13 protein-coding genes and 1 pseudogene are annotated in these 24,031 nt (G+C 69.2%); 9 read left to right on the top strand and 5 right to left on the bottom strand.

Annotation, left to right across the window (positions count from 1 at the left end):
* Positions 1-867: 867 nt before the first annotated feature.
* Genes ACGFW5_RS15120 through ACGFW5_RS15110 form a run of 3 tightly spaced genes read right to left on the bottom strand, consistent with a single transcriptional unit; the run spans position 868 to position 4,323 of the window.
* Positions 868-1,476, bottom strand: coding sequence for a TetR/AcrR family transcriptional regulator (locus ACGFW5_RS15120; protein WP_393834655.1), 609 nt, complete (start codon positions 1,474-1,476; stop codon positions 868-870).
* Positions 1,477-1,487: 11 nt separating this feature from the next.
* On the bottom strand, positions 1,488-3,572 hold the full coding sequence (locus tag ACGFW5_RS15115) for a YhgE/Pip family protein (protein WP_393834654.1): 2,085 nt from the start codon (positions 3,570-3,572) through the stop codon (positions 1,488-1,490).
* Positions 3,544-4,323 (bottom strand): ATP-binding cassette domain-containing protein, encoded by a 780-nt coding sequence (locus tag ACGFW5_RS15110; RefSeq protein WP_393834653.1) that lies wholly within the window; start codon positions 4,321-4,323, stop codon positions 3,544-3,546. Before ACGFW5_RS15110 ends, ACGFW5_RS15115 begins: the two co-directional genes overlap by 29 nt.
* 208 nt (positions 4,324-4,531) lie before the next feature.
* Here ACGFW5_RS15110 and ACGFW5_RS15105 point away from each other — a divergent pair, with 208 nt between their 5' ends.
* A complete protein-coding gene (locus tag ACGFW5_RS15105) occupies positions 4,532-5,083 on the top strand; it encodes an SAV_6107 family HEPN domain-containing protein (protein WP_393834652.1) in 552 nt (183 codons plus the stop codon).
* A gap of 239 nt (positions 5,084-5,322) precedes the next feature.
* Here ACGFW5_RS15105 and ACGFW5_RS15100 read toward each other — a convergent pair whose 3' ends face one another.
* Positions 5,323-9,585, bottom strand: a complete 4,263-nt coding sequence (locus tag ACGFW5_RS15100) for a ricin-type beta-trefoil lectin domain protein (protein WP_393834651.1) — start codon at positions 9,583-9,585, stop codon at positions 5,323-5,325.
* Positions 9,586-10,026: 441 nt separating this feature from the next.
* On the opposite strand from ACGFW5_RS15100, the gene ACGFW5_RS15095 reads away from it, so the two are divergent.
* The 6 genes from ACGFW5_RS15095 (at position 10,027) to ACGFW5_RS15070 (ending at position 21,083) form a co-directional block, all read left to right on the top strand.
* Positions 10,027-17,205 carry a polymorphic toxin-type HINT domain-containing protein gene (locus tag ACGFW5_RS15095; RefSeq protein WP_393834650.1) on the top strand — a complete coding sequence of 2,393 codons (7,179 nt, stop codon included), beginning with the start codon at positions 10,027-10,029 and terminating at the stop codon, positions 17,203-17,205.
* On the top strand, positions 17,202-17,747 hold the full coding sequence (locus tag ACGFW5_RS15090; RefSeq protein WP_393834649.1) for a hypothetical protein: 546 nt from the start codon (positions 17,202-17,204) through the stop codon (positions 17,745-17,747). The genes ACGFW5_RS15095 and ACGFW5_RS15090 overlap by 4 nt, the downstream gene beginning before the upstream one ends.
* Before the next feature lie 522 nt (positions 17,748-18,269).
* Positions 18,270-19,517: a helix-turn-helix domain-containing protein gene (locus ACGFW5_RS15085; protein WP_393834648.1), complete on the top strand. Its 1,248-nt coding sequence runs from the start codon at positions 18,270-18,272 to the stop codon at positions 19,515-19,517.
* 157 nt (positions 19,518-19,674) lie between these two features.
* Positions 19,675-20,013, top strand: coding sequence for a hypothetical protein (locus tag ACGFW5_RS15080; RefSeq protein WP_393834647.1), 339 nt, complete (start codon positions 19,675-19,677; stop codon positions 20,011-20,013).
* The gene (locus ACGFW5_RS15075; RefSeq protein WP_393834646.1) at positions 20,006-20,293 is read left to right on the top strand and encodes a hypothetical protein; all 288 of its coding nucleotides are present in this window, start codon (positions 20,006-20,008) and stop codon (positions 20,291-20,293) included. The genes ACGFW5_RS15080 and ACGFW5_RS15075 overlap by 8 nt, the downstream gene beginning before the upstream one ends.
* Before the next feature lie 493 nt (positions 20,294-20,786).
* Positions 20,787-21,083 carry an immunity 53 family protein gene (locus ACGFW5_RS15070; RefSeq protein WP_393834645.1) on the top strand — a complete coding sequence of 99 codons (297 nt, stop codon included), beginning with the start codon at positions 20,787-20,789 and terminating at the stop codon, positions 21,081-21,083.
* A 529-nt stretch (positions 21,084-21,612) separates the two neighbouring features.
* Here the strand turns inward: ACGFW5_RS15070 and ACGFW5_RS15065 are convergent.
* Positions 21,613-21,759: pseudogene (locus tag ACGFW5_RS15065) on the bottom strand (site-specific integrase); the annotation flags it as partial.
* A gap of 541 nt (positions 21,760-22,300) precedes the next feature.
* Between ACGFW5_RS15065 and ACGFW5_RS15060 the strand changes: the two are divergent.
* The gene (locus ACGFW5_RS15060) at positions 22,301-23,059 is read left to right on the top strand and encodes a methyltransferase (protein WP_393834644.1); all 759 of its coding nucleotides are present in this window, start codon (positions 22,301-22,303) and stop codon (positions 23,057-23,059) included.
* Positions 23,060-23,335: 276 nt separating this feature from the next.
* Positions 23,336-23,725 carry a DUF3040 domain-containing protein gene (locus tag ACGFW5_RS15055; RefSeq protein WP_393834643.1) on the top strand — a complete coding sequence of 130 codons (390 nt, stop codon included), beginning with the start codon at positions 23,336-23,338 and terminating at the stop codon, positions 23,723-23,725.
* Positions 23,726-24,031: the final 306 nt, after the last annotated feature.

Here is a 24,031-nt window from a genome sequence, read left to right as displayed (position 1 = left end):
GCTCCGCTATCACGACGTTCCGGCGCCTTGCGATGCACCGCACCAGGCGCCGCACCCTGACCGACCCTGATCCACCAGACACCCCCTAGTGGCCGGACTGGTCGCTGAGGTAGGGCACCCCGTCGTCAAGGGGCATCTGATCATGCCGTACACGCCCTCCTGCACGGGCCCGGGATGTTGCGGGGCCCGTAAGTGGTCAGATGTCCAGGAGACGATGGGCGAGACCTGGCGCGGGCTTCCTTCGCGCGGGCGCGATGCAGCGCCGTGCTCACGCCTCCACCTATCCAGACTCACGTCCGTGAACTGTCCGGATAGGCGCGGCCTCCGGCGCCCCAGTGACGCTGCGCCGATCTTGAACGTTCCAACCGACTTTGCCCGTGCAGTGCGGGCCGGACGCATCCGGTGCGGCGCCGCTCTGAGCGCGATGCCGTGAGAATCCGCCGGCACGGCTGAGACCCCGCGAGAATCCGCCGACTGGGATGCGACGGGACACACGGCTCACGACCTCACGGAAGAGCGCCGTCCCGAGGTGACAGATACGTCGCCCTGGTGACAGCAGCCGCTGGAAGCCTGGCCCTGGGGTCGAGCGCGGCTGTCTGAGTACGCGTACTCAGATCGCGAGATGAGTAGCTGAACGGATGGGTTCCCACCTGCGGAGACGGGATGGTGGAGGCCACGGAAGGGGCGCGGCGCCGGTACCGCCGGCACGGGGCGGCGGAACCGGCGCGGCTCCCCGGACGTGACGGGGTACGGGGGAGACCCGGGGGGACGTACGGGGGAAGCGCCGGGCCGGCGTGGTTCAGGGGGGACTGAACCGCGCCGGCCCGGCGTGCTTTCGCGGGACGGGCCCCGGTCGGGGCGGGTTCGTCAGCGTCCGCCGACCCGGCCGTGCAGCAGTCTTGACAGCGCCGCGTGGACGTCGTCCAGGGAGCGCTCGCTCTGGAAGGCCTGCCAGTCGAGCGCGGCCACCAGGACCATGCCGACCAGAGCCGCGGCCGTGAGCGGGATGTCGATCTCCTCGCTCAGTTCGCCCGCGGCCACCGCGTCCCGCAGGACCCCCTCCACGACGGCCACCGCCTCCTGACGCACCACCAGGAGGGTCGACTGCCAGGCGCGGTTGGTGCGCCACAGTTCGGCCACGTACAGCTGGGTGAAGGCCGGGTAGCGGTGGATGAAGCCGAGGCCGGCCCGGATCATCGCGTCCAGGGCCTCGACCTTGGTGCCGCCCCGCTCGTCGGTCTCGTCCGCCGCCGCCTGCAAGGACGCGGTCAGCAGACCCACGCCGTGGCGCAGCAGCTCCTCGAAGAGCTCGGTCTTGCTCTTGAAGTTGTAGTAGACCGTGCCCTTGGCGACTCCGGCCCGCTCGGCGATCTCGTCCACCGTGGTGGCCGAGAAGCCCTGCTCGGCGATGAGCGTCACGGCGGCCTCGTACAGCTTCTGCCGGGTCGCCTGGCGTCTGGTGCTGCTGCTCTCCATGGCGTCGATTCTCACAGGCTCAGCTCCGGGTGCAGCCGGTCCAGCGTCCAGACCTGCTTCTGCCGGGCCGACAGCGCGGTCAGCGCGAGGGCGCCCACGGTGAAGGCGGCCAGGACCGCGCAGCCCTGCCACACCACGCCCAGGTCGCCACCGGTGATGAGCCTGCGCAGGCCGTCCACGACGTAACTCATGGGCAGGTAGGGGTGGATGGCGTTGAAGAAGGCCGGGCTCGTCTGGACGGGGTAGGTGCCGCCCGCCGACGTCAGCTGGAGCATCAGGACGGCGAGCACCAGGATGCGTCCGGCGGCCCCGAACTTGGCGTTGAGCCATTGCACGATCGCCGCGAAGCAGCAGGAGGTCAGCGCCAGATAGCCCAGCGTCCCCGCGGTCCGCTGCATTTCGAGGCCGAGCCCGTAGTGGAGCACCGACATCAGCGCGGCGACCTGGAGCACCCCGACGGCCGCCACCGGAAGCCAGCCGGCGAACGCGATCCGCCAGGCCGAGGCCCCCGCCGCCAGGGCGCGCCGGTTGAGCGGCTGGATCAGCATGTACGCGACCATCGCGCCCACCCACAGGGAGAGCGGGATGAAGTACGGGGCAAAACCGGTGCCGTAGTTGGGCGCCTTGTGCATCGCCTGCGAGGCCAGCCTGACCGGGTCGGCCATCACCTCGGTGCGCTGGTCGCGCTGCTGCTTGTCGTAGTCGGGGATCTTGCCGACGCCGTCGTGCAGGCCGTTCGACAGCTGGACGGAGCCGTCGGAGAGCTTGACGATCCCGCCGTCGAGCGAGCCCGCGCCCGTCTTCAGTTTGTCGATGCCCGAGTCGAGGTCGGTGGAGCCGGTCTTGGCGCTGCCCAGGCCCGTGTGGATGGCGGCCGCGCCCTTGGCCACGTCGTGCGCGCCCTTGTTGAGCTTGTTGATGTCGGCGACCTTCTTCTCCAGGTCGCCGGAGAGGTGCGGCGCCTTCGCGGCGAGGTCACGAGCCTTGGTCTGGAGGTCTTCGAGGCTCTTGTCGAGCTTCTTGAATTCACCCCCGTGGTCCTTGACGAGGTTGTTGACGTCCTCGCTGAGGGTCGCGCCGGTGGCCATCGCCTTCTTGGCCTCGTTCAGCTTCGGACAGACCTGGCCCTCGGTGGACGTGTCCACACAGAGCTGCTGGTAGAGGGTGTCGAGGTCGTTCGAGGCCTTGCGGGTGCCGGCCGCCGCCGCGGGCGCCAGGTCGATGATCTTGGTGAGCTGGTCGCGTACGGGCTGGATCGAGTCCGCAAGGAGCTTCGCCGCGTCGCCGACCGCCTTGCCGTTGTCCTTGAGGTACGGACGCACCTGGCCGGCCACGCCGTTGGCCTGGTCGGCGATCTGCTGGGTGCCGTTGGCGACCTGCTGGGCGCCGCTCGCCAGGGTGCCCGCGCCGGTGTCGAGCTCGGTGATCCCGCCGGCCAGCTTGCCGCTGCCGTCCTTGGCCTTCGTGAGCCCGTCGGCCAGCCGCTTGGAGCCGTCCTTGGCCTTGCCCAGCCCGTCCTTGAGGTCGCCCGCGCCCTCGGCCGCCTTCTCGGTGGAGTCGTGGAGGTCGCCGAACGAGACGAAGATCTTGTCGAGGAAGGACCGCGACGCCTTGCTGGACGCGGCGGCGCGCACCTCGGAGAAGACCGAGCGCGAGATCGAGCCGACGATGTAGTTGTTGGCGTCGTTGGTCCGCACCTGGAGCGCGCCGGTCTCGGGCGAGTCGCCGGAGCTGGACGCGATCCTCTTGCTGAAGTCGGCGGGCATGGTCAGGGACAGGTAGTACGTGCCCTTCTCCAGGCCCTCGCGCGCCTCGGCGTCACTGACCTCGTGCCACTCGAAGGTCTTGCTGTCGCGCAGCTTGGCGCTGAGGTCGTCGCCCGCGTGGAGTTTCTGCCCGGCGGCCTCGGCCCCCTTGTCGTCGTTGACCAGGGCGACCGGTATCCGGTCGAGACGGCCGTACGGGTCCCAGAACGAGCACAGGTACAGCGCGCCGTACAGCAGCGGCAGCAGAAGCAACGCGACCAGAGCGGCCCTCGGCATCCTCCCCCTGCCGAACCGCTTCAGCTCAAGCGCTGCCAGTCGTGGCGAACGCATCCCCCGCCCCCTCCTCGCTCGTGGCACCGTCGTCGGCGCCGGTTTCTGTCGTCGTCACGGTGGTGTCGGCCTCGGCGGGCGCCTCGCTGCACACCGCGAGCACGGTGGTGCCGGTGTCCGCCATGGAGCGCAGCAGCGCCCAGGCGGCGGAGCGTTCGGCGTCCGAGAGCTTCATGTCGGTGTCGTCGACCGCCAGCAGCCGGGGCCGCTGGATCAGCGCGAGGGCCACGGTGAGCCGCAGCGCCTCAAGGCGCTCCAGATCCCGTACGGGGGTGCGGTCGCGCTTGGGCAGCGAGGCGAGGTCGAGACCGGCCGACGCGAGCGACTGCTCGATCAGGGCGCGGGCCTCGGCGCGGCGTTGGGCGGGGGAGCGCAGCAGTGCCCGCACCGAACCGTCGTAGCGGCGCTGGAGCATCACGCGCTCGCGCAGGTGCTCGGCGACGGTGAGGGCGGGGTCGAGCTCGCTGACGCCGGGCACCTGGCCGAGCGCGCTGAGCCGCCGCACGGCGGCCATCTTGCGGGGCAGTTCGTGCTCGCCCACCCGCGCCCGGCCCTCGGTGGGCTTCATACGGCCGGTGAGGGCGAGCAGCAGGCAGGTGCGGCCGGAGCCGGAGGGGCCGGTGACCGCGACGAGCGAACCGGGGTCCGCGTCGAAGCTGATGCCCCGGAAGGCCCAGCCGCGCGGCCCCTTGAGTCCGAAGCCCTCGGCGCGTATCGCCGCGCCGGTCACGTCCGAGTGCGGGCTGTCCATACTCTCCCGATTCCCCCCTGCTCTCGCGTCCCCCGGACCGGGTCACCCGGCCCCTTTTTGAACTGACTGGTCAGTACAAAAGATAGCCGCACCTGCCAGGCGGGGCAAAGCGGCAGGTCAGAGGTGGATTCGGGGGTAATTGTCAGTGGTGCCCCTCACGATGGGCACATACGGCCACAGTGCCGTCACAGACGACAGGAGGTTCGTCATGGCCAGCTCCCACGCAGCAGCTGTACCCCGGCGCCGCGCAAGCAGCCCTGCCCCCTCACTGAACGGCGCCGCGAACGACGTCCACCCCGTCCTGCGCCGGGCCGGCGCGCCACCCGCCGCCCTGGATCTGCTCGCCCAGGCGCGCGGCGGTCTCGACGAGGCGGCCGTGCTCGACGCCCCCAACGAGCGGTACGCGACGGCCCATCTGGCCGCCCTGCGCACCGCGGCCGCCGTCCTCGCCGCACGCGGCCGCCCGGAAACCAGCGCGCGCCGTCGGCAGCGGATCCGCAGCGCCTGGGAAGTGCTCCCGGAAATAGCGCCCGAACTGACGGAGTGGAGCGCCCTGTTCGCCTCGGGGGCCGACCGGCGGGCCCGCGCCGAGGCAGGCATCCAGGGCGCGGCCACCCACCGGGACGCCGACGATCTGCTCCGCGACGCGGCGATGTTCCTGCGCCTGGTCGAGCGCCTGCTCGCCCTGCAGCCCGTACTGCCCCAGCCGAGGGCGCGCGAGGGGGAGGGGGAGCGGGGGGTGGAAGGGGGGTCGGGCTGAGGGTGCCGGCCAGCAGTTCCTCGATCGGCCGGCCAGGAGCTTGCACCAGCGAGCACGGTGTCGTCGACCAGCGCTCGTCCGATGCGGTTCACGAGCCGGCGGGAACGGGTTGGCGAACGGGCGGCGGCCGCCTCCCAGGCTGGGAGGTGGCCGCCGCGATCCGGGCTTCGGTGGCCCGTTCTGTTCTAGAAGTTGGAGCTGGTCCACTCCGGGCGGGTGTCCGACTGTGACGGCATCAGTTAAGTGCCGTTGGCCGGGAGGGGGGCCGGGGACGGCAGTGAGGCGGTGCCCAGGGTGGAGGTCGTCCATCGCTGGGAGGCGGCGCCATTGCACTGGTAGAGCTGCAATGAGGTGCCAGGGTCGAACGTGCCGCCCGGGCGGTCCAGGCAGCGGTTGGAGACGGGGTTGTAGTAGCTGCCGTCCGCGCGGGCCTGCCACTGTTGGTTGGGGGATCCCTGGCAGGTCATCAGCTGGATCAGGGTGTTGTTGGCGGTCCCGCCGTTCGCGGCTTCGACGCACTTGCCCTGGATACGGACGGTGCCGTCGTCCCGGAGCTCGAACTGCTGGGCGCCCGACTGGTTGCAGGTGTAGATCTCGATCCTATTTCCGTCGGTGCTCGCCGCGTGGTCGTCGTCGACGCAGGTGCCCGAGTCGGTGGCGGCGATGATGGGGCCAGCGGTGCCGGGCGCGGTGACGGAGGCCGCGTACGGGTAAATGGCGAGGTTGCTGATGCCACCGTGCAGGCCCCCGACAGCGTTGGGCTGGCCGTCGGCCTGGTAGCGGCCGAGGACGAGCGGTCCGGCCGGCTTCGGGGCGGGGCTGGCGGCGGAGTTGTGGTAGCCGGAGCCGACGAGAACGCCGTCCGTGTACAGGCTCATCCGTCCGGTGGCCGCATCGTAAACGGCTGTCAGTTTGGTCCAGACGTCCGGGTTGACCTGCGCCTGGGCGTTGTTGGCGGATGTGCCGTCGTATCTCCAGCCGGAGGTGGTGTCCTGGGTGTTGCCGATGGCGAACCGCCAGTAGGCGCCATCGTGCTCCGGGAAGAGCATGAAGTCGCTGGCCTGGGAGTTGTCCTGGCTGACGATGACTCCGTTGCCTTGTGACGCCTTGGCCCAGGTGCTGATGGTGAAGCTCTTGCGGGTGTCGACCACGCCGGTGCTGGTGGTGATCGCCGACTGGGTGTCGCTGAAGGAGGCGTAGTCGGTGCTGCGGCCGTCGATGCTTTCCGTGGGCCACGCGATGTTCGTCGCGGTGGCCGGGTAGTCCCCGGCGCTGCTGTCCACTTTCCCCTGGGCGTTGGGGCCAGTGAGCTTCCACCCGGCCATGGGCATGTTGAGGTTGCCCAGCGGTACGACGGTCGAGATCAGACTCGTGACCGTGGGGTACGGGGCGGCGGTGGTGGGAGCGCTGCCGGCGCCGGAGAAGGAGACGAGTTGCTGCTTGGCGTCGACGGCCCACAGGTCCGGGAGGCCGTCCCCGGTGAGGTCGCCGTCGGAGCCGACGCGCGGGTAACGCTCGGGGTCGATGGACGCCTTGAGGTCCACACCTTGGGCGGGGTCGATGAAGTCGGTCAGGTCCGGGGCGTCGGCGTTGCCTTTGATGGTGAAGGCGCGGAGGGCGCCGGTGGTTTTGGAGCGGGCCCACAGGGTGGGAAAGTCACTTCCGCCGGCGCGGCCCGGGGTGATCAGTTCGTAGTCGTCCCAGCGCTGGTCGTTGGCCGAGAGCAGCATGGCCTGGCCCAGATGGTTGCTGCTGTCGCGCACAGCCAGCCAGAGCCGCCCGTTCTCGACGAACAGCAGCGAGGTCCGTGGCAAGGCGTACTGGCCGGTGCCCTGGACCGTGCCGGAGTCACCACTGGGCGAGCCGAATGCCGCGAGCTGGGTGACCTTGGTCCAGTCCCCGCCGTAACCGTAGTCCGTGCACGTGAGAGCCGAAGAAGTCGCATCCACACAGGAGGTCGGCTTGTCCACGGGCACGGGTGCCTGGCCGTCGAACCGGCCCCCGTTGGTGTCGTTGAGGTAGTCGTACAGCGTGGCGGCGCCGGGCTGGTGGGCCAGGAGATCGTCGACGTTCTTGCTGGCCAGGCTGCCGCGGTGGGTGATCTGGATGCCGTTCCACCCGTTGTTGCCGGGGGCGGACTGGATGCGGGCGTTGGGGGCGGCGCCGGGGTCGGTGCCACCGCCGATCTGGCGGAGGGTGCCGGCGCTGTCGGGCAACAGGACGTCCGGGACGGAATCGCCGGTGACGTCGCCGAAGACGGGGCGGGGGCCGTTCAGGTCGGACGGCGCGTAGTAGCTGTAGACGGCGGGCTGGGACATGTTGCCCGCGTTGTCCTGGGTCTGCAGGTAGACGAAGTTCGTGCCCCAGTGCGGGGGTGTGATCTTGATGTCCGCCCTGCCTGCGGTGAGTCTGACGATGCCCGTGGCCGAATCGGTGCACTTCCAGCCGGTGGCGGCCGCCTGGACGGGGTCGGTGGTCCAGCGGGCGCACGCGAGCCCGGAACTGCGGCCGCCGTCAACGGGCGCGGGGTCGGTTCCGGTGAGAGTGAAGGTGCCTTCCTGGCCGGCCTTGAGGGGCTGAGCGTTGGGCGTGCCGGAGGGAGGGAAGTCGCTGGAGGCGACGGCTGCCGTGGGAGGGGTGCGGTCGACGCGGAAGTAGCAGCTTCCGGTCGGGTCGCTCGACAGCGTGCCGTCCGTGGTGATGGCCTGCCAGCCGTACTGGTGGCCGTCGGCAAGGTTTCCCGCGTCGACGGTGACGTCGCCAGCGGAATTCCACCCGGTGGTGAAGGTCGACGTCTGGTTGCCGTTGTTGTTGTCCCACAGCTTGAACGTCGTGTACAGCTGCTCGTTCGTGCGCGAGTCGGTGTCGGCGGTCAGCGCGGTGCTGGTGGCACCGATCCAGCCGGGCTCGTCCGGAAGGTTGCACTGGGTGTATGAACCTGTGCTCGCTCGCCCCGGGGCCGGACTGGTGCGAGGGTTCCCGATGGTTGGGTTGATGTCGTAGGTGACGACGACGTGCGGGGCCTCGGAGCCCTTCGAGGTGAGCCGCTGCCGGTAGTACTTGTTGTTCTCGTTGTCGGGGGCGAACCCGAACGAGAAGTTGCCCCAGCGGTTGGCGGCCGCCCGTTTCATCGTCGAGGTGACGTCGTACGCGAAGCTGCCGGTGCCTGAGACCGAGAGGCTCGCACCGATCTTCGAGCAGCCGCCCATGACGGAACCGGTGCCGCACGGCTGGTGGTTCCAACTGGTCGGGTCGCTGATCGTGCCCGTCTCGTACAAGCCCAGTGGGGTCCTGGTGGAGGGGCTGGAAGAGGCGATGACGGTGGCGTACAGACGCGCGTCGAGGACGGTGGCGCCGTAGATCGCGGATCCGATGCCGACTTGGAAATAAGCGCGGGTCCGGCCGGTGGGGGAGCAAGGGTGTTCGGTGTCGACGTATCCGCAGTAGCCGGTGGCCGGTGTGTCCTGGCCGTACTGCGTGCCCTTGTACTCGTTCGTACTGGGATAGGCCTCCTGCACCTGGGCCCAGGCCTGCAGGGTGTTGTCGGTCGACGGATTCCAGCCCGGGTCGATGAACCACGGCCCGGTGCCGTGCTCAAGCATTGCGGCGTCGGGGACGAGGTCGATGCCGTGGCTGTCGGCGGTGGCGGCCACCTTGGCGACGGTTGCCCCCGCGCCGGGGCCATCCGCGGTGGAGTCGGCTCCCGCGCCGTCCGTGGAAGCGGTCGGCGCGGCGCGACGGGCGAAGGGCTTCTGGGTCCCTGATGGCGTGGGAGCCGGGGAGGAGTCCCACATGACGGGGCTGGGCGCGGAGAAACGGGGCCGGCCCTGGGCGTCAGCCGCCGTCAGATTGCCGGCCGCGTCGGCGCTCACGATGAGCCCGTCGGCCACCACATCGAGATGGAGCTTCTTGACGGCGGGGTCGGCGGCGGCTCGCGCGGTGTGCACGATCAACACCTGGCGCCAGCCGCCCAAATGAGTGGCCGTCAACTCGAGGTCCACATCGGGCATGACTGCCTCGTACAGGGCGCTGTCACCATCGAGGACCGGCTTGGGCAGCATGAAGGGCGCCTTGATGGCGAGCTCCTTGCCGTCGCTCGTGGTCATGCTGGCCATGGGGCCGTCCCCGCCACCGGAGAAGGCCAGAGACGTGGGCACGGTGGTCGGGGTGACGGTGCCGTCCGCGTTGGCGTGCAGCGTCGTGTCGATGTCCTGCCATGTCCCCTTGACGGATTTGACGCGCAAGGGGCTGGACGAGGTGTCGGTGCTGAGGGTGCCGTCCGGGTTGGCGACGGTCCGCGCGTTCTGCGACGTCATGTACCCGATGGCCACCGGCTTTCCGGTGCTCTTCGCCTGGGCGCGTGCCGCGTCCAGGGCCTTCTCGTTTTCGGTGGGCTTCTTGGGTGGCGGGGTCGGCCAGGCGGAGTCGGCCGGGCCGTGTCCGTCACTGACGTCGGCGACCGCCCCAGGGGCAGTGAGTACGCCGATACCCAGCGAGAGCACGACGGCACCGGCGATCGTTCCCAGTGGCGCGCGGACGGCCCGTCGGCGACGTGAGCCCCCCGGCCCCAGTATTCGTGGATGGAGAAGTGATGGCCTCAAGATGGAGGTCCTCGCTGTGATCTGTGAGCGGGCAGAGGTCATGCGCACAGTTCCTACACAGCATTGCATCTGTCAATGGTGCCGTTGGCGAAATGCCCCTTCTGCCCCGCGAGTTACCGCAGTGCACCTGTGCGTGACATTGGCCACCTGGCCGGAATATTTAATTCCGCTGTACGTGCCGAATTAACGCTCCATAGGGTGCCGTTTACCCCGGTTGCGATCCGCCGGGTGTTTTCACGTTTCCGCATGTTTGTCTTTTCTTCTGTGTCCTGTGGGGGGAACCAGTTGTCTCGTCGGGGTGGGCTTTTCACGCGCTCCAATGCCGGGCGTTCACGGATTGCCGTGGTAGCCGCTCTGTCGGTGCTGTTCGCCGGGCTCGGCCTCCCTGCTGTGGAGGCGAAGGAGGCGTCCCCGAAGGTCTGGACGCCTCCGAAGACCCCGTTGCCGGACACCAAGCCGGTCAAGGGCTCGAACCTCAAGTCGGCCGCCACCACGACGCATACCGGAAAGAGCTGGTCGCCGCCCGCCGCGAGCGACCGCCTGGCCGGCACGGCAACCGTCGTCGTGGGCGGTTCCCCCTCCGGCACGTCCGCGTCGCGGAAACCGGGCGCGGCACCGGCCCTCACCCAGGCCGGCAAGCTGCCGGTGTGGATCGCCCCGGGGCAGGGCCCGGATCACACGCCGGGTAATTCCTCCGCGGCGACCGCGCAGAGCGATGATGCGGCGCTGCGCGTCGAGGTGGCGGACACCGCCAAGGCCGGCAGGACGGGCGTCAACGGCGCCCTCGTATCGCTGACCGACACCGGATCAGGCGCGGCCCCCGGGAAGATCCAGGTCGGCCTGGACATCGCCACATGGGCCAAGGCCGCCGGCGCCACCTGGGCCGACCGGGCCCGGGTCGTCCAGCTCCCCGGCTGCGCGCTGACCACGCCCAAGGCCGCGGGCTGTACGCGGCGCACCCCGGTCACCGCCCGCACGGACGCCTCGGGCCGGCTGGTGGCCGACGTCGCCATGCCGTGGCACATGGCGCCGGGGAGCGCCAAGTCGTCGCTGTTCAGGTCGGCCGAGGCCCCGCAGACCTTGGCCGCGCAGAGCGTGGTGCTGGCCGTGGAGCCCGGCCCGGCGGGGGCCGGCGGCGACTTCAAGGCCTCTCCGCTCAGCCCGTCTGCTTCCTGGCAGGCGGGCGCCAACGCGGGCAACTTCACCTACGGCTACACCGTGGAGGTCCCCTCCGCCCTGGCCGGCCCGGCTCCCAGTCTCTCGCTGGGCTACGACTCCTCGTCCGTGGACGGCAAGACCGCCTCCACCAACGCCCAGGCGAGCTGGATCGGCGACGGCTGGGACTACCACCCGGGCTCCATCTCCCGTACGTACAAGAGCTGTGACGACGCGGGTGTCAAGGGCTCCGGTGACGAGTGCTGGGGCGGTGACCTGCTGAACCTCTCGCTCGCGGGGCATGCCGGCCAGCTGGTGCGCGACGACACCTCGTGCGTATGGCACCTGCAGGGCGAGGACGGCACCCGAGTCGAGCGGCTGACCGGCCTGGACAACGGCGCATGGAAGGGCGAGGGCTGGAAGGTCACCGTCAACGACGGCACCCAGTTCTACTTCGGTGCCAACCACCTGCCGGGCGGTGACGGCAGCGACCCCGCCGCGAACTCCGCGTCCACCGTGCCCGTCTACTGGCCCGGCGACGCGGACAAGTGCCTCGGCGCCGGCTCCGCCGCCAAGGGGACCTGGTCGCAGATGGGCTGGCAGTGGAACCTCGACTACGTCGTCGACCCGCACCAGAACCTGATCGACTACCGCTACGCGCAGGAGGACAACTACTACACGCGCGGCGGCGGCCAGAACAACGGCAACGGCACCCTCACCAAGTACCAGCGCGCCAGCCACCCGACCTGGATCGGCTACGGCCAGCGCCTGCCCGACCAGATCGCCGCCAAGGGCAAGGCCAACCCCGCCGCCCAGGTGTGGTTCCGCACCGATGAGCGCTGCTTCGCCAAGGACACGATCACCTGTGCCGAGTCCCAACGCACCAAGGACAACGCCAAGTACTGGCCCGACAGCCCGCTCGACCAGAACTGCGCCGCCAGCGGCCAGTGCCTGAACCTGTCGCCCACGTTCTGGACCACCAAGCGCCTCACCCGGATCGACACCGAGGTCCTCGACGGCACCTCCTACCGCGGCGTCGACTCCTTCGCCCTCAAGCAGTCCTTCCAGGATCCGGGAGATGGAAGTTCGCCGTCGCTGTGGCTGGACTCCGTCCAGCGCACCGGCTCCAACGGCAAGACCCCCATCACCCTGCCCGCGGTCTCGTTCCAGCCGCTGGAGATCGCCAACCGGGTCGACGGGAACGTCGTACGCCCGGACGGCACCGAGGCGACGGCGTCCACCTTCAAGCGCCCGCGCATCCAGACGATCACGACCGAGACCGGCGGCAGGATCAACGTCGTCTACCGGCCCGCGGAGTGCTCACGGCTCAACCACACGATGCCGTCCTCCGAGGACCACAACACCATGGCCTGCATGCCGGTCAGGTGGTACCTGCCCGGGCAGTCCTATCCGGATCCCGTGAAGGACTGGTTCAACAAGACCGTCGTCCAGAGCGTCACCGAACAGGACACGTTCGCCACCGCACCCACCAAGGTCACCGACTACGAGTACGGCGGCGGCATCGCCTGGCACCGCAACGACTCCGAGCTGACGGACTCCAAGACCCGCACCTGGGACCAGTTCCGCGGCTACGCCACCGTCACCACCCGCACCGGCTCCGGCAACCAGACCGAAGCCCCGCGCACCAAGGCCGTCAGCACCTACTTCCGCGGCATGGACAACGACGTCCTGGCCGACGGCTCCAAGCGCAGCGTCACCGTCGATGCCACCGCCGTCGACGGCGGCGCCACGGTCCGGAGCGTCACCGACGACAACGTCCTGTCGGGTTTCGTCCGGCAGAGCCTCACCTACGACCGCGACGGCGGCAGCGTCATCGCCGACGAGGTGAGCACTCCCTGGCAGGGCCCCGTCACTGCGACCCGCGCCCAGTCCGGCGGCATGCCGGACATCACCGCGCGCGCCGTCAACACCGCCGAGGTCACCACCCACTCCCGGCTGGCCGACGGCAGTTGGCGCACCTCCGAGCGCACCTCCACATACGACAGCACGCTCGCCGCACGCCCGGTCCAGGTCGACGACAACAGCGACGTCGACCACCCCGAAAAGCGGCTGTGCATCACCTTTACGTACGCCACCGGCCCCGACCTCGCGCCCAAGCCCCTCGCCTCGCGCACCCTGACCCTCTCCGGCGGCTGCGACCATATGGCCACCTCCTCCAATACGGTCGCCGACACCCGCGTCTACTTCGACAACCTGCCGCTCGGCAAGGCCAACGAGACCGGGGACCAGACCTCCACCGAGGTCCTGGAGCGCTACACCGCCGACGGCACCCCGGTATACCGCAAGAACGCCGCCAGCACCTTCGACGCCTACGGCCGCGTCACCAGCACCACCGACCCCACCCGAACCGACGCGGCCCACCCCAACGGCGCGGTCACCAAGACCGAGTTCAGCCCCTCGACGGGCGCCCTGCCCAGCCAGGTCACCCACACCAATCCGCTCGGCTGGAAGACGGTCACCTCGCTCGACATCGGCCGGTCCCTGCCGCTCAAGGCCACGGACGAGAACGGCCGCGTCAGCGAACAGGATGACGATGCCCTGGGACGCCTGGTCGCCGCCTGGCAGCCCGACAGCGACCGCTCGACCGGAGCGCCCGCCGACCGCAAGTTCTCCTACGCGATGAACGGCACCAACGCCCCCTCCACCGTGCTCAGTCAGGCCCGCATGCGGGACGGCAGCTACACCTCGTCCTTCACGATCTACGACGGCCTTGGGCGCATCCGGCAGACCCAGGCCACTACGCCGTCGGGCGTGTTCGGCCGGACGATCACGGATGCCCTCTTCGACTCGCACGGCTGGCAGATCAAGACCAGCGCGGCGTACTACAACGACGAGGCCGCCCCCGCCGGAACGCTGTTCCTGCCCAACGGCGGCGTCAACCCGGACAGCAAGGTCCCGTCGCAGACCGTGCAGGTCTACGACGGTCTGGGCCGCGTCACGGCCTCCGTCTTCCAGTCGTACGGCATCGAGCAGTGGCGCACGAAGACCGACTACCCCGGCGCCGACGAGGTCCGCACCACCCCGCCGGCCGGCGGTTACGCCACGGCCACCCTCACCGACAGCCGTGGCCGTACGGAGGCGCTGCGCCAGTACCGGAGCAACGCCCCCACCGGTGCCTACGACGAGACGACCTACGGCTACAACGCCCAGGGCAAGGAGCTGTGGCGCAAGGACTCCGCGGGCAACCAGTGGACCTTCGCATACGACCTGCTCGGTCGCTCGGTGACGTCCACCGACCCGGACTCCGGCACCTCGTCCACCGCCTACGACGACACCAAGAACCTCGTCACCACGACGGACGCACGGGGCAAGAGCGCCACCACCGTGGTCGACCTGCTGGGCCGCACCACCGCGACGTACGAGGGCGCCGCGACCGACCCGTCCCAGCAGGTCGGCAAGTTCACCTACGACACCCTGGCTCTGGGCAAGCCCACCGCCACCACGCGTTTTGTCGGCGGCGCCTCGGGCAGCGCGTACACGTCGGAGGTCACGGGCTACGACAAGGGGTACCGCCCGCTCGGCACCAGGACGATCATCCCGTCCTCCGAGGGCAAGCTCGCGGGAACCTACACGACCACCAACGCCTACGACGCCTTCGGCAATCTGAAGACGAGCAAGCTGCCCGCCATCCCGGGCGCCGGCCTGGGCGCCGAGACACTGATCTTCGGCGTCGACACGTTGGGCAACCAGACCTCGCTCGACAGCACCATCGGATTCACCAACACGCCCTATGTGGCGGATCTTCGCTACGACCCCTACGGCCGCACCATCCGCACCACCGTCGGCGACACCGGTGCCCAGATCGTGTCCACCCTGGACTACGACAACTCCACCGGCCGCGTCATCCGCTCCATCCTCGACAAGCAGAACGCGCCGACCGCCAGCGTCGACGTCAACGAGTACACCTACGACCACGCGGGCCAGGTCACCTCCGTCCGTGACACGCAGGACGGCAACGCCGTCGACCAGCAGTGCTTCACCCACGACTACCTCGGCCGCCTCACGCAGGCCTGGACCGACACCGGCACCCAGACCACCGCGCCCCAGCCGAGCGTGCGCGGCATCGGCTCGTGCGCCAACAGCAGCGGACCGGCGACCGACGGCGCGGGCAAGCCGAGCGTCGGTGGTCCCGCCCCGTACTGGCAGCAGTACACCTTCGACAAGCTCGGCAACCGCACCAAGCTCGTCAGGAAGGACGTCACCGGTGCGGCGGCCAAGGATGTGACGGTCACTCAGACCTTCGGTGCCGGTGCGAACACCCCCTCCTCGGACCCGCAGTCGGGCGGCGGCACGGGCGGCCCGCACGCCCTGATGTCCGCCACGGAGACCGGACCCTCCGGCACCACGGCCACCTCGTACACCTACGACGCGGCCGGCAACACGACATCTGTCACCAGCACGCCCGGCACCAAGAACCTGACCTGGGACGGCCAGGGCAAACTCGGCAAGATCACCGGCACCGGCCAGAGCGCCGGCACGAGCTACCTGTACGACACCCAGGGCAGCCAGATCATCCGCCGCGATCCCGGCTCGACCACGCTGAACCTCGGCGCCGACCAACTCACCCTCGAAACCGCCAGCGGCACCCTGACGGATGTCCGCACGTATGCCGCCCCCGGCGGCCTGTCCATCACCCGCACCACCACCGGCGGCAAGTCCACCCTGGCCTACCAGAGCTCGGACCCGCACGGCACCAACGGCGTCCAGTTCAACTCCTACGACCTCTCCCAGGTTCGCCGTCCCACCGACCCGTTCGGCAACGACCGCGGCAATCAGCCGGCGGAGGGCACGTGGGCGGGCGACAAGGGCTTTGTCGGCGGCACCAAGGAGAAGGCGACCGGCCTCACCCTGCTCGGGGCCCGCGAATACGACCCGAAGACCGCCCGTTTCATCAGCCCCGACCCCATCGTGGACGGCGGCGACCCGCAGCAGTGGAACGCCTACGCGTACGCCAACAACAGCCCCGTCAACAGGGCCGACGCCACCGGCCTGCGCATGGACTGCGGCACCGCCGCGGAGTGCCAGGGGGTCAACCAGTACTACGAACAACTGGCGGGGCAGCCACAGAGCGGCACGACGGCCGCCGAGACCCAGGCCGAAACCACGCTGGACCAGGCCGAGACCACCGTCACCCGGACCAAGGCGAAGCGCGCGGAACTGACGAAGCAGGTCATCCACATCGTTGGTGACCTGATCGGCTACAACGACGCCCGCGACTGCTTCACCAAGGGCGACGTCATGGCCTGCCTCAACACCGCGCTCGGCGCGGTGCCCTGGGGCAAGATCTTCAAGGCCGTCAAGATCGGCATCAAGGCCTTCAAGATCTACAAAGAGATCAACAAGACCTACGACGCCATCCGGGCCGCGGAACGCACCGCGGCCGAAGCGGCCAGAGCGTATGCCAAGGCGAAGAAGGCCGGCGACGAGGCCCGGGCCGCGGAGAGGGCCGCGGCCAAGGCGGCCGAGGAGAAAGCCGGCAAGGAGACAGCCACCGACGCGGCGGGCACCGAAGCGAAGTCCGTCAGAGCCGAGGCCGACGCCGAGGCCAAGGGGGCGGGCGAAGGGGCGGACGCCCCCACCCAGTGCAACAGCTTCCCCGCGGGCACCCGGGTCGTGATGGCCGACGGCACCACCAAGGCGATCCAGGACATCCACGACGGCGACACGGTCCTGGCCACCGATCCCCAGACCGGCCAGACCCGACCCGAGACCGTCACGACCACCATCACCACCCCCGACGACAAGCAGTTCACCGACCTCACCCTCACCGACGACGCCCACCCCCGCGGCCCCCCGGCCAAGGTCACCTCCACCCACCACCACCCCTACTGGAGCCAGACCCGCCACCAGTGGGTCGACGCCGGCGAACTCCACCCCGGCGAACACCTCCGCCGGCCCGACGGCACCGCCCTCACCGTCACAGCGGTCCGCAACTACGCCCAATCCGCCACGACGCACAACCTGACGGTCGATCGGCTCCATACGTACTATGTGCTGGCGGGGGCCGCGCCGGTCCTGGTGCACAACTGCGGCGACGGTGGCGGCGCAGAGCAGGCTGCAAAGCGTGGACGGGCGGAGGATCTTCAACCGCAGGAAGGCGCTACAGGCGATCACACGGCTTTCGAGCGGGATGCAAATGGCAGGGTTGCGCGCTATCAGACCTGGATCAAGAACGACAGGGCTCCGTCCGGTTGGCAGAAGGGGCCAAGGTTTCGCGGGACTGGTGGCAGCCACTCCGGAATCGAGCCGCCCATCTATTACCCGAAGGGCGGTGGTAAGGGAGTCCCAGGCGTCGACGTACCGGAGAACATCCCGCCGGGTTACCTCCTTGGGGAATCTGAATGAACCAGCACATGGCTGCGCGCCGTATCCTGCACAAATCTTTCCCCTATGTGGATGCCGAAGATCCTGTGTCGTATTTCAGCGACGCAGGAGATGCCACGCAGGCCCTGATGTACGGCTGGCTGTACTGGCCTGATCTGGTAGAAATCCACGGTGCCGTATTCCTGGCACTGAGCGGGAATGATGAAGCAGAAATTGCCCAGCGTCTCGCTACTCCGCTGGCTGATGGACATCCGGAATGGCCTGCAATGTCGTGGGTTCAAATGGTGGATAGCTACAATATTTTCGAGATCCAGCACCTGTTTCGTCAATCACGCGGGCCAGCCGAGTTCTTCGTAGATACGCACCGGATACTCGGCAGTATTCTTGTGCAGGCGTGGCAGGCTCGGCTGATGGCGAGCTACCCTGATCGTCAGTTCGTGGTGCGGATGATCGAAGCTGACGCCTCAATGGATCTGCGGATCGAGGTGTCTCAGGAGTCGCCACCATTGATACCCCCGAGAGGGTGGGATGGGCGGCGTCGCGGAATCATCGTTGATCCGTGATCGTCCGGAATGAACCTCCCCGCCTGGTGGTCGTTGCGAGCGTTTGACGGCAACGCTGACGGCAACGCGGTTGGACGCCGGAGCCCCCACGTGGTTCTCGTGGGGGCTCCGGCGTCTCTTGCGTGGGTCGGTGGAGGACTGCGGCAAGGGGCGGGTCGTCGGGGCTGCCAGGGCACCGCCTCTGAACCGGCCGCGTCAGACGGAGAAGCAGGAGACACAGCACAGAGTTGTCGCAGCACAGGGTGAGCTGTTCAGAGTTTCTTTACTTGATCAAGGCGGTCCGCTGACGCGGCCCGCGCGTGCTCCGGCCCTGCGGGGCCGTGTCTCCGCCCCGCGGGCGACGGCCCCGCCGGTCCGGGCGCGCAACAGCCAGGAGGACGAGGGACCCCTCCCGCTCCGACCGTGATCCTGCCGGAGCCCGGCCCGCCACGTGGTGGGACACCCCTGTGGGTGGGTGTCCGCCGGATCGCCCCCGGCTGATGCGCTGGCCGGGCGTACCGTGGAGTGGGAGGTGGTGAGTTGATGATTACGGAGCTGGCCGACAACGTCCGCAAGTACCGGCGTCGCGCGGGGATGAGCCAGGAAGAACTGGCCCACGCCGCAGGTGTATCGCCGGGCACGGTACGCAAGGCCGAGCAGGGCGGCACTCTCCGCATGGAAACCCTGCACACGCTCGCCCGAGCGCTGGGGGTGACCACGGCCGCGTTGATGGCGTCCGATGCCCCGGAGCCCGTCGGTCGGGCCGAGGAGCCGAACCGCGTCAACCTGATCCAGCTCCGCGCCGCCCTCACCCCAGCCCTCGGGCTCGTGGAGCAGGAGGCCGAAGGCGTGGGTGAGGAGCCGAACCTGCGCACCTTCCGGCGCACGCTGCAAGACGCACGGGTGCTGTACTTCTCCGACAGCTACAAGAGCGTCGCGGCACAACTGCCGGTCCTGCTGCGTGATGCCGCACAAGCCGTCGCCTACTACGACAGCGGGGACGAGCACCGGCAGGCCCTGCTGGCCCGCGCCGAGGCGCTGCGTCTGGCCGGCACCTACCTCACCCAGGTACGGCAGTACGACATCGCGTACGCCGCAGTGCGCGGCGCCATCATGGACGCCCGCCAGGCCGGAGACATGCTCGCGGCGGGCTCAGGTGTCGGCTGCATGTGCTGGCTGCTGGTGAGGCAGGGCCGGTTGGACGAGGCGGAACAGGTCGCCGCCCAGAGCATGGATGCGGTGGAGCCGAAGATCACAGGGGCCGAGCCGGATCACTACGCGGTGTGGGGCGGCCTGGCGATGGAGGCCGCCGCCGCAGCCGCGAGGAACAACCGTCCCGACGAGGCGAAGGAGTACCGTCAGGCCGCCCGGGTCGCAGCAACCGCTGTCGGCACGGCGCATCGCAACGTCTCCCGGCACTGGTCCGTCTTCGGGCCGGTCACCGCCGCGGTCAAGGCACTCGAAGACGACATGGTCGTCGGCGACGCCCGCGCGGTGGTGCGCAAGGCAGGCGAGCAGGAGGAGTTGTCGCCCAAGGCGTGGAAGCGCCTGGGCAGGCCCAGCACCAACGACGGGAACCGCTTCACCCTCGATGTGGCGCGCGCCCACACCCGGACCGGCGACCTGTCCGCCGCTATGGAGGAGTTGACCCGCGCCAGGGAAGCCGCCCCGCAGTGGCTGCGTCACCAGAACGGGGCCGCCGAGACCATGCAGGAGATCCTGGGCAAGCGCAAGCGCACCCTCACGGCGGAGATGCGCGAAATGGCCGACTACCTGGGCGTCGTCGGGTAACTGCCACGTAGCGTGGCAGTTCGCTAACCAGGAGTCGCGAACTGCCATGGCTTCCACCTGGGGTGACGATTGGTCACTGCCTACGGTAGGTGTGTCCACCATCAGCGACCCAGGCCGGGGGTGCCCAGTGAGCCAGCCCAGGAGCGATGCCGACCGCATGCGTCGCAGAGACCTGTACGACGCCGCTTCGGGTGGGGGAGGTCCCCGCTTACTGCCGTGGACCAGCCCGGAGGGGAAGCCCTGCTACCTGAGCACCGATGGCCGGGGCTACCTCTCCACCCTCGCTGACAGCATCGAGACGGTGCAGCTCAGCATGGGCCAGGAGCTGCTGGAGTACGCCCGAAAAGCCACGGCTCCCGGAGTGTCGACTTTGTCGGCCACCGAATACCGTTGGCTGGCCTGCCGGTTGACCGAAGCCCTGGCGGACGCGCTCCGAGTAGCCGACTCGCGCGGGCAGCGCCTCCCGGAAGAGGAAGAGGCGGACGAGGGTGCCTAACTCTGCAAACACCGAAGCACCGGTCCGCGACGCCGCACGGGGGCGCTACCGCTTCCGTGAGTACCACGTGACCACCGTCCCCGACCCCTTGGCCCTGCCGGCCTTCACGGCGGTCTGCGTCACCGGCCAGGAAAGCAACTGCGGTGCCGCATCGGGCACCCTGCACACCCCGGACGAGCTGACGCGCTGGATCGCCGGACACTGTGCCCAGACCGGCCACCAGGACTACGAGCAGACCGTCCGAGCCATACTCCGTGCCGAGCCCGGCGCGTGGCAGTAAAGTCCCCCTGCGCCGACACCCCAGCAGCGGCAGCACCACCGTGCGCCCCGCGCTCCTGACAGCAGTAGCGACGGCAACACCCACGGATTTCCCCCGCACAACCACGGACACCAGCGGAACCCGAAACCGCCGCTGTTCTGCGAATACGCAGATAGAGAGGGGCCGCGTAGCACACGTACTATGTGCTGGCTGGCGACACGTCGATACTGGTCCACAATTCTCGCGCTGGGGATCTGTGTCCGCATCCCGACGCAGAAGGGCCTCATACGTCGTTCCGTCGCGACGGAACGACTGGGGAAATCGACCACTATGAGTCCTATGACCGGCCGTCAGACCCCCGGGACCCGAGGCCGTTCATTCCGACGAAACGAGTCGATGTGAAGGGCAAACCTCACTTCGACAAGCAGACTAAGACGAGAATTCCGACGCCCGTAAACCTTCCGGATGGATCAGCAATTCCTGCGGAACCCTGGGAAATTCCTAGAAGGAACCCATGATGTCGAGCTTGAGGGCTCTCCAGCAGTGGTACGCAGCCGCCTGTGACGGAGACTGGGAACACTCGTACGGCATGAGAATCGAAACAACCGATAATCCTGGCTGGATCCTCTCTGTCGACCTGGCCCGAACCAATCTTTACGGTCGTACGTGTGAGAGGGAAGATCAATGCGCTGATGGGTCTTGGATTTCGACAAAGAGTGACGGAATCGAGTTTGTGGCAGCATGTGATCCAGGGTCGCTGGAGAGGGCGATCGGCTATTTCCTCGAATTCGCTGCTCCCGGACCTTCGTGATGGCTGGCCGCTTGGTCGCTGGGATGAAAACCTCGCCGCCGGATGGGCCTTGAAAGACCTTTGATGGCAGTCGGTGACGGCAAGGTCGAGGGGCAGGTGTGGCGAGGCGCCGCACCTGCCCCTCTGTCTGAGCCGTGAAGGGCGCCGGGGGCTTCTGCGTCGATCAGGGGGCCACGACGCTGTGCCGACGTTGTCAAGGTAGGCGAGGTCCGTCCGTCGACCGGAGCACCTTTGAGGCAGCCGGTTGTCACCTGACCGTGTGAGCAGAGCTGTTCAGAGTTTCTTTACTGGTTCAAGGCGGTCCGCTGGCGCGGCCCGCGCGCGCTCCGGCCCTGCGGGGCCGCCGCCCGCTCCCGTCTCCGCCCCGCTGGCGACGGCCGCGTCACCGTCCCCACCTCCGGTTGGCCACGTCCTACCTTGGCGCTCAACTCCTCGGCCGGGGTCGGCGGACGTACGTCTTCGGGCGGTACGTCCCAATCCCGGCGGGAGTTCTGTTCCGGCGGGGCTCCGTCGGCGTTTGACGGCAACGTCACCGGACGACGGCTGAGGTGGACGGGTCGTCGGGGCCGTCGCCCTGGCCGAGGGCGCTGCCGAGGGTGTCGATGGTGTCTCACTGGAGGCGGAGTCGTACGTGGACGTAGACGTCGGCGGTGACGCCGATGTGGGCGTGTCCTAGGGGGGCAGGCCCTTGGTGTGGGTGCGGGTGCGCTGGAGAGAGCGGTGGAAAGGCCGAGGAGTTCGTTTGCCCTTGTGTAGTCAGGTGTGCAGGGCGGGCGGGTTCGTGCAGTGCGGGCAGACGAGAGGGCTGGAAGCGTCGGGGGCTCGGGACAGTTTGTTCTTGCGGAGAGGGTGGGCCAGGGCGGATTCGTGGTTCGCGTGGATGTACGTCACGCACGGTCAGTGGAGACCGTCGCCGGTCGATGGATGGCCGACGGTGCGGCAGGGCCGTGGGGCCCGCCCGGTGGTGGTGTTGCTGTTCTTGCATGCGCGGGAGTGCGGGTTGCCTGGTCGGTGAGCAGGACCATGAGCGGCCGTTTCGGGGGTGGGGCGGCTGGAGCGGTGCTGCTCAGGGGTGGGCGGGGAAGGCAATAGGGTGGACCGGTCTTCACTCTTCTCGTCACTCTGTTCGTTCCCCTGTTCGACCTTTCGTTTTTCCGCCTTCCATCGCCCTTTCCACGCCGCGTCCGCGGCGGCACCGCGCCGAGGAGTCAACTGCCGTGTCGGACCCCATGCGCCCCCGCGCCTCCCTTCGTACCGCCGTGGTGTGGGAGGTCTTGAAGGAAGCGCTCGACCGCCGGGTCAAGGCGACCGGGCGCGAGGCCCTTGACGTTCTGGACACCGGTGGTGGCTCCGGCAACTTCGCGGTGCCGCTGGCCGCGCTCGGCCACCGGGTGACCGTCGTCGACCCCAGCCCCAACGCGCTGTTCGCCCTGGAGCGCAGGGCCGCCGAGGCCGGGGTGGCCGAGCGGGTCCAGGGCGTCCAGGGTGACGTGCTCGGCCTCTTCGACGTGGTCGAGCGCGGGGGGTACGACGCGGTGCTGTGCCACGGCGTCCTGGAGTACGTCGAGGACCCGGCCGAAGGCGTGCGCAACGCGGTGGACGCGCTGCGTCCGCAGGGCGCGCTCAGCCTGCTCGCCGCGGGGCTCGGCGGCGCGGTGCTCTCCCGCGCCCTCGCCGGGCACTTCACCGACGCCCGGCACGCGCTGTCCGACCCGGCAGGACGCTGGGGCGCCGGCGACCCCGTCCCGCACCGCTTCACCGCGGAGCAGCTGACCGGGCTCGTCGACGCGGCCGGGGCCACCGCGGGGGCGGTGCACGGGGTGCGGGTCTTCGCCGACCTGGTGCCCGGCGTCCTCGTGGACACCGAGCCGGGCGCCCTGGACGCGCTCCTCAAGCTGGAGGCCGCGGCCGCCGAACTGCCCGCCTTCCATGCCGTCGCCACCCAGCTGCACGTACTGGGCGAAAAGCGAGGCTGACTCCACTTCCGCTGTCCCCGGCGGGCTGATCAGGGGCGCTGTACCGCATGCAGTACGCCACAGGCCCCCCGATCGGCGGCTTCGCCCCGTATGATCGGGGGACACCGTCCGGCATGACGGATCGACTCTTGGGGAATTGAATCTCCACAGCCGAACCGCCGTGGCGGCCCGGGTGGCGAATTGGCGTAGAGGGCGGGTTTCACGGGGGCGATTCCCTGCCTATCCTGAAGGGGCCGCATCCGGTCGCCCCCCGCGACCGACGAGTAGGAGGACTCCGTGCCGCTCTCGGAGCACGAGCAGCGCATGCTCGAGCAGATGGAGCGAGCGCTGTACGCCGAAGATCCCAAGTTCGCGACAGCGCTTGAGGGAAGCGGGCTGCGTACGTACACCCGGCGACGGGTCTACCAGGCGGTCGCAGGCTTCCTGGTGGGTATCGCGCTCCTCATGGCAGGAATGGTCGCGCAGCAGATCTGGATCAGTGTGGTGGGGTTCCTCGTCATGCTCGGATGTGCGGTGCTCGCGGTGACCGGCTGGCGCAAGGCGCCGCGGCCCGGTGAACAGGCCCGTGCCGGTGGCTCCGCCGCGCCTCGGCAGGTGCGGCAGCGGCGCTCCATGATGGACCGGATTGAGCAGCGCTGGCAGCGGCGGCGTGATGAGGGGCGCTAGGCCCGCCCCGTTCTGACCTGAACCGAGGGGCGGTCACCTTTTTCGGGGTGGCCGCCCCTCGGTACGCCCGCGTTTGCCCGCCGCCCTGGGGTGTTTGGGCTCGGCCCCGGCCCCGGTGTTTTCCCGCCCACCCGCCCGTGCGGCTACTTGAGAGTGCAGCGCCCTGGGGCTCCGCCCCAGACCCCGGGGGGTTCGCCCACCCTCCCGCCCGTGACGGATGCCGAAAGGTCCAGGTCCCTGGGGCTGCGCCCCAGACCTTCTGCGGGGGCTCCGCCCCCTGCACCCCCGTTCGCGCTTAAAGGGCGC

Source organism: Streptomyces sp. NPDC048416, assembly GCF_043200435.1.
Lineage (GTDB): Bacteria > Actinomycetota > Actinomycetes > Streptomycetales > Streptomycetaceae > Streptomyces.
Note: the sequence above shows the minus strand (reverse complement) of the source record. Positions and strands in the feature narration are given on the sequence as shown.

What these genes read in the sequence shown, in the direction of transcription:
- ACGFW5_RS15120 (WP_393834655.1), bottom strand. Translation starts at nt 1,476, where the DNA reads ATGGAGAGCAGCAGCACCAGACGCCAGGCGACCCGGCAGAAGCTGTAC.
- ACGFW5_RS15115 (WP_393834654.1), bottom strand. Translation starts at nt 3,572, where the DNA reads ATGCGTTCGCCACGACTGGCAGCGCTTGAGCTGAAGCGGTTCGGCAGG.
- ACGFW5_RS15110 (WP_393834653.1), bottom strand. Translation starts at nt 4,323, where the DNA reads ATGGACAGCCCGCACTCGGACGTGACCGGCGCGGCGATACGCGCCGAG.
- ACGFW5_RS15105 (WP_393834652.1), top strand. Translation starts at nt 4,532, where the DNA reads ATGGCCAGCTCCCACGCAGCAGCTGTACCCCGGCGCCGCGCAAGCAGC.
- ACGFW5_RS15090 (WP_393834649.1), top strand. Translation starts at nt 17,202, where the DNA reads ATGAACCAGCACATGGCTGCGCGCCGTATCCTGCACAAATCTTTCCCC.
- ACGFW5_RS15085 (WP_393834648.1), top strand. Translation starts at nt 18,270, where the DNA reads ATGATTACGGAGCTGGCCGACAACGTCCGCAAGTACCGGCGTCGCGCG.
- ACGFW5_RS15080 (WP_393834647.1), top strand. Translation starts at nt 19,675, where the DNA reads ATGCGTCGCAGAGACCTGTACGACGCCGCTTCGGGTGGGGGAGGTCCC.
- ACGFW5_RS15070 (WP_393834645.1), top strand. Translation starts at nt 20,787, where the DNA reads ATGATGTCGAGCTTGAGGGCTCTCCAGCAGTGGTACGCAGCCGCCTGT.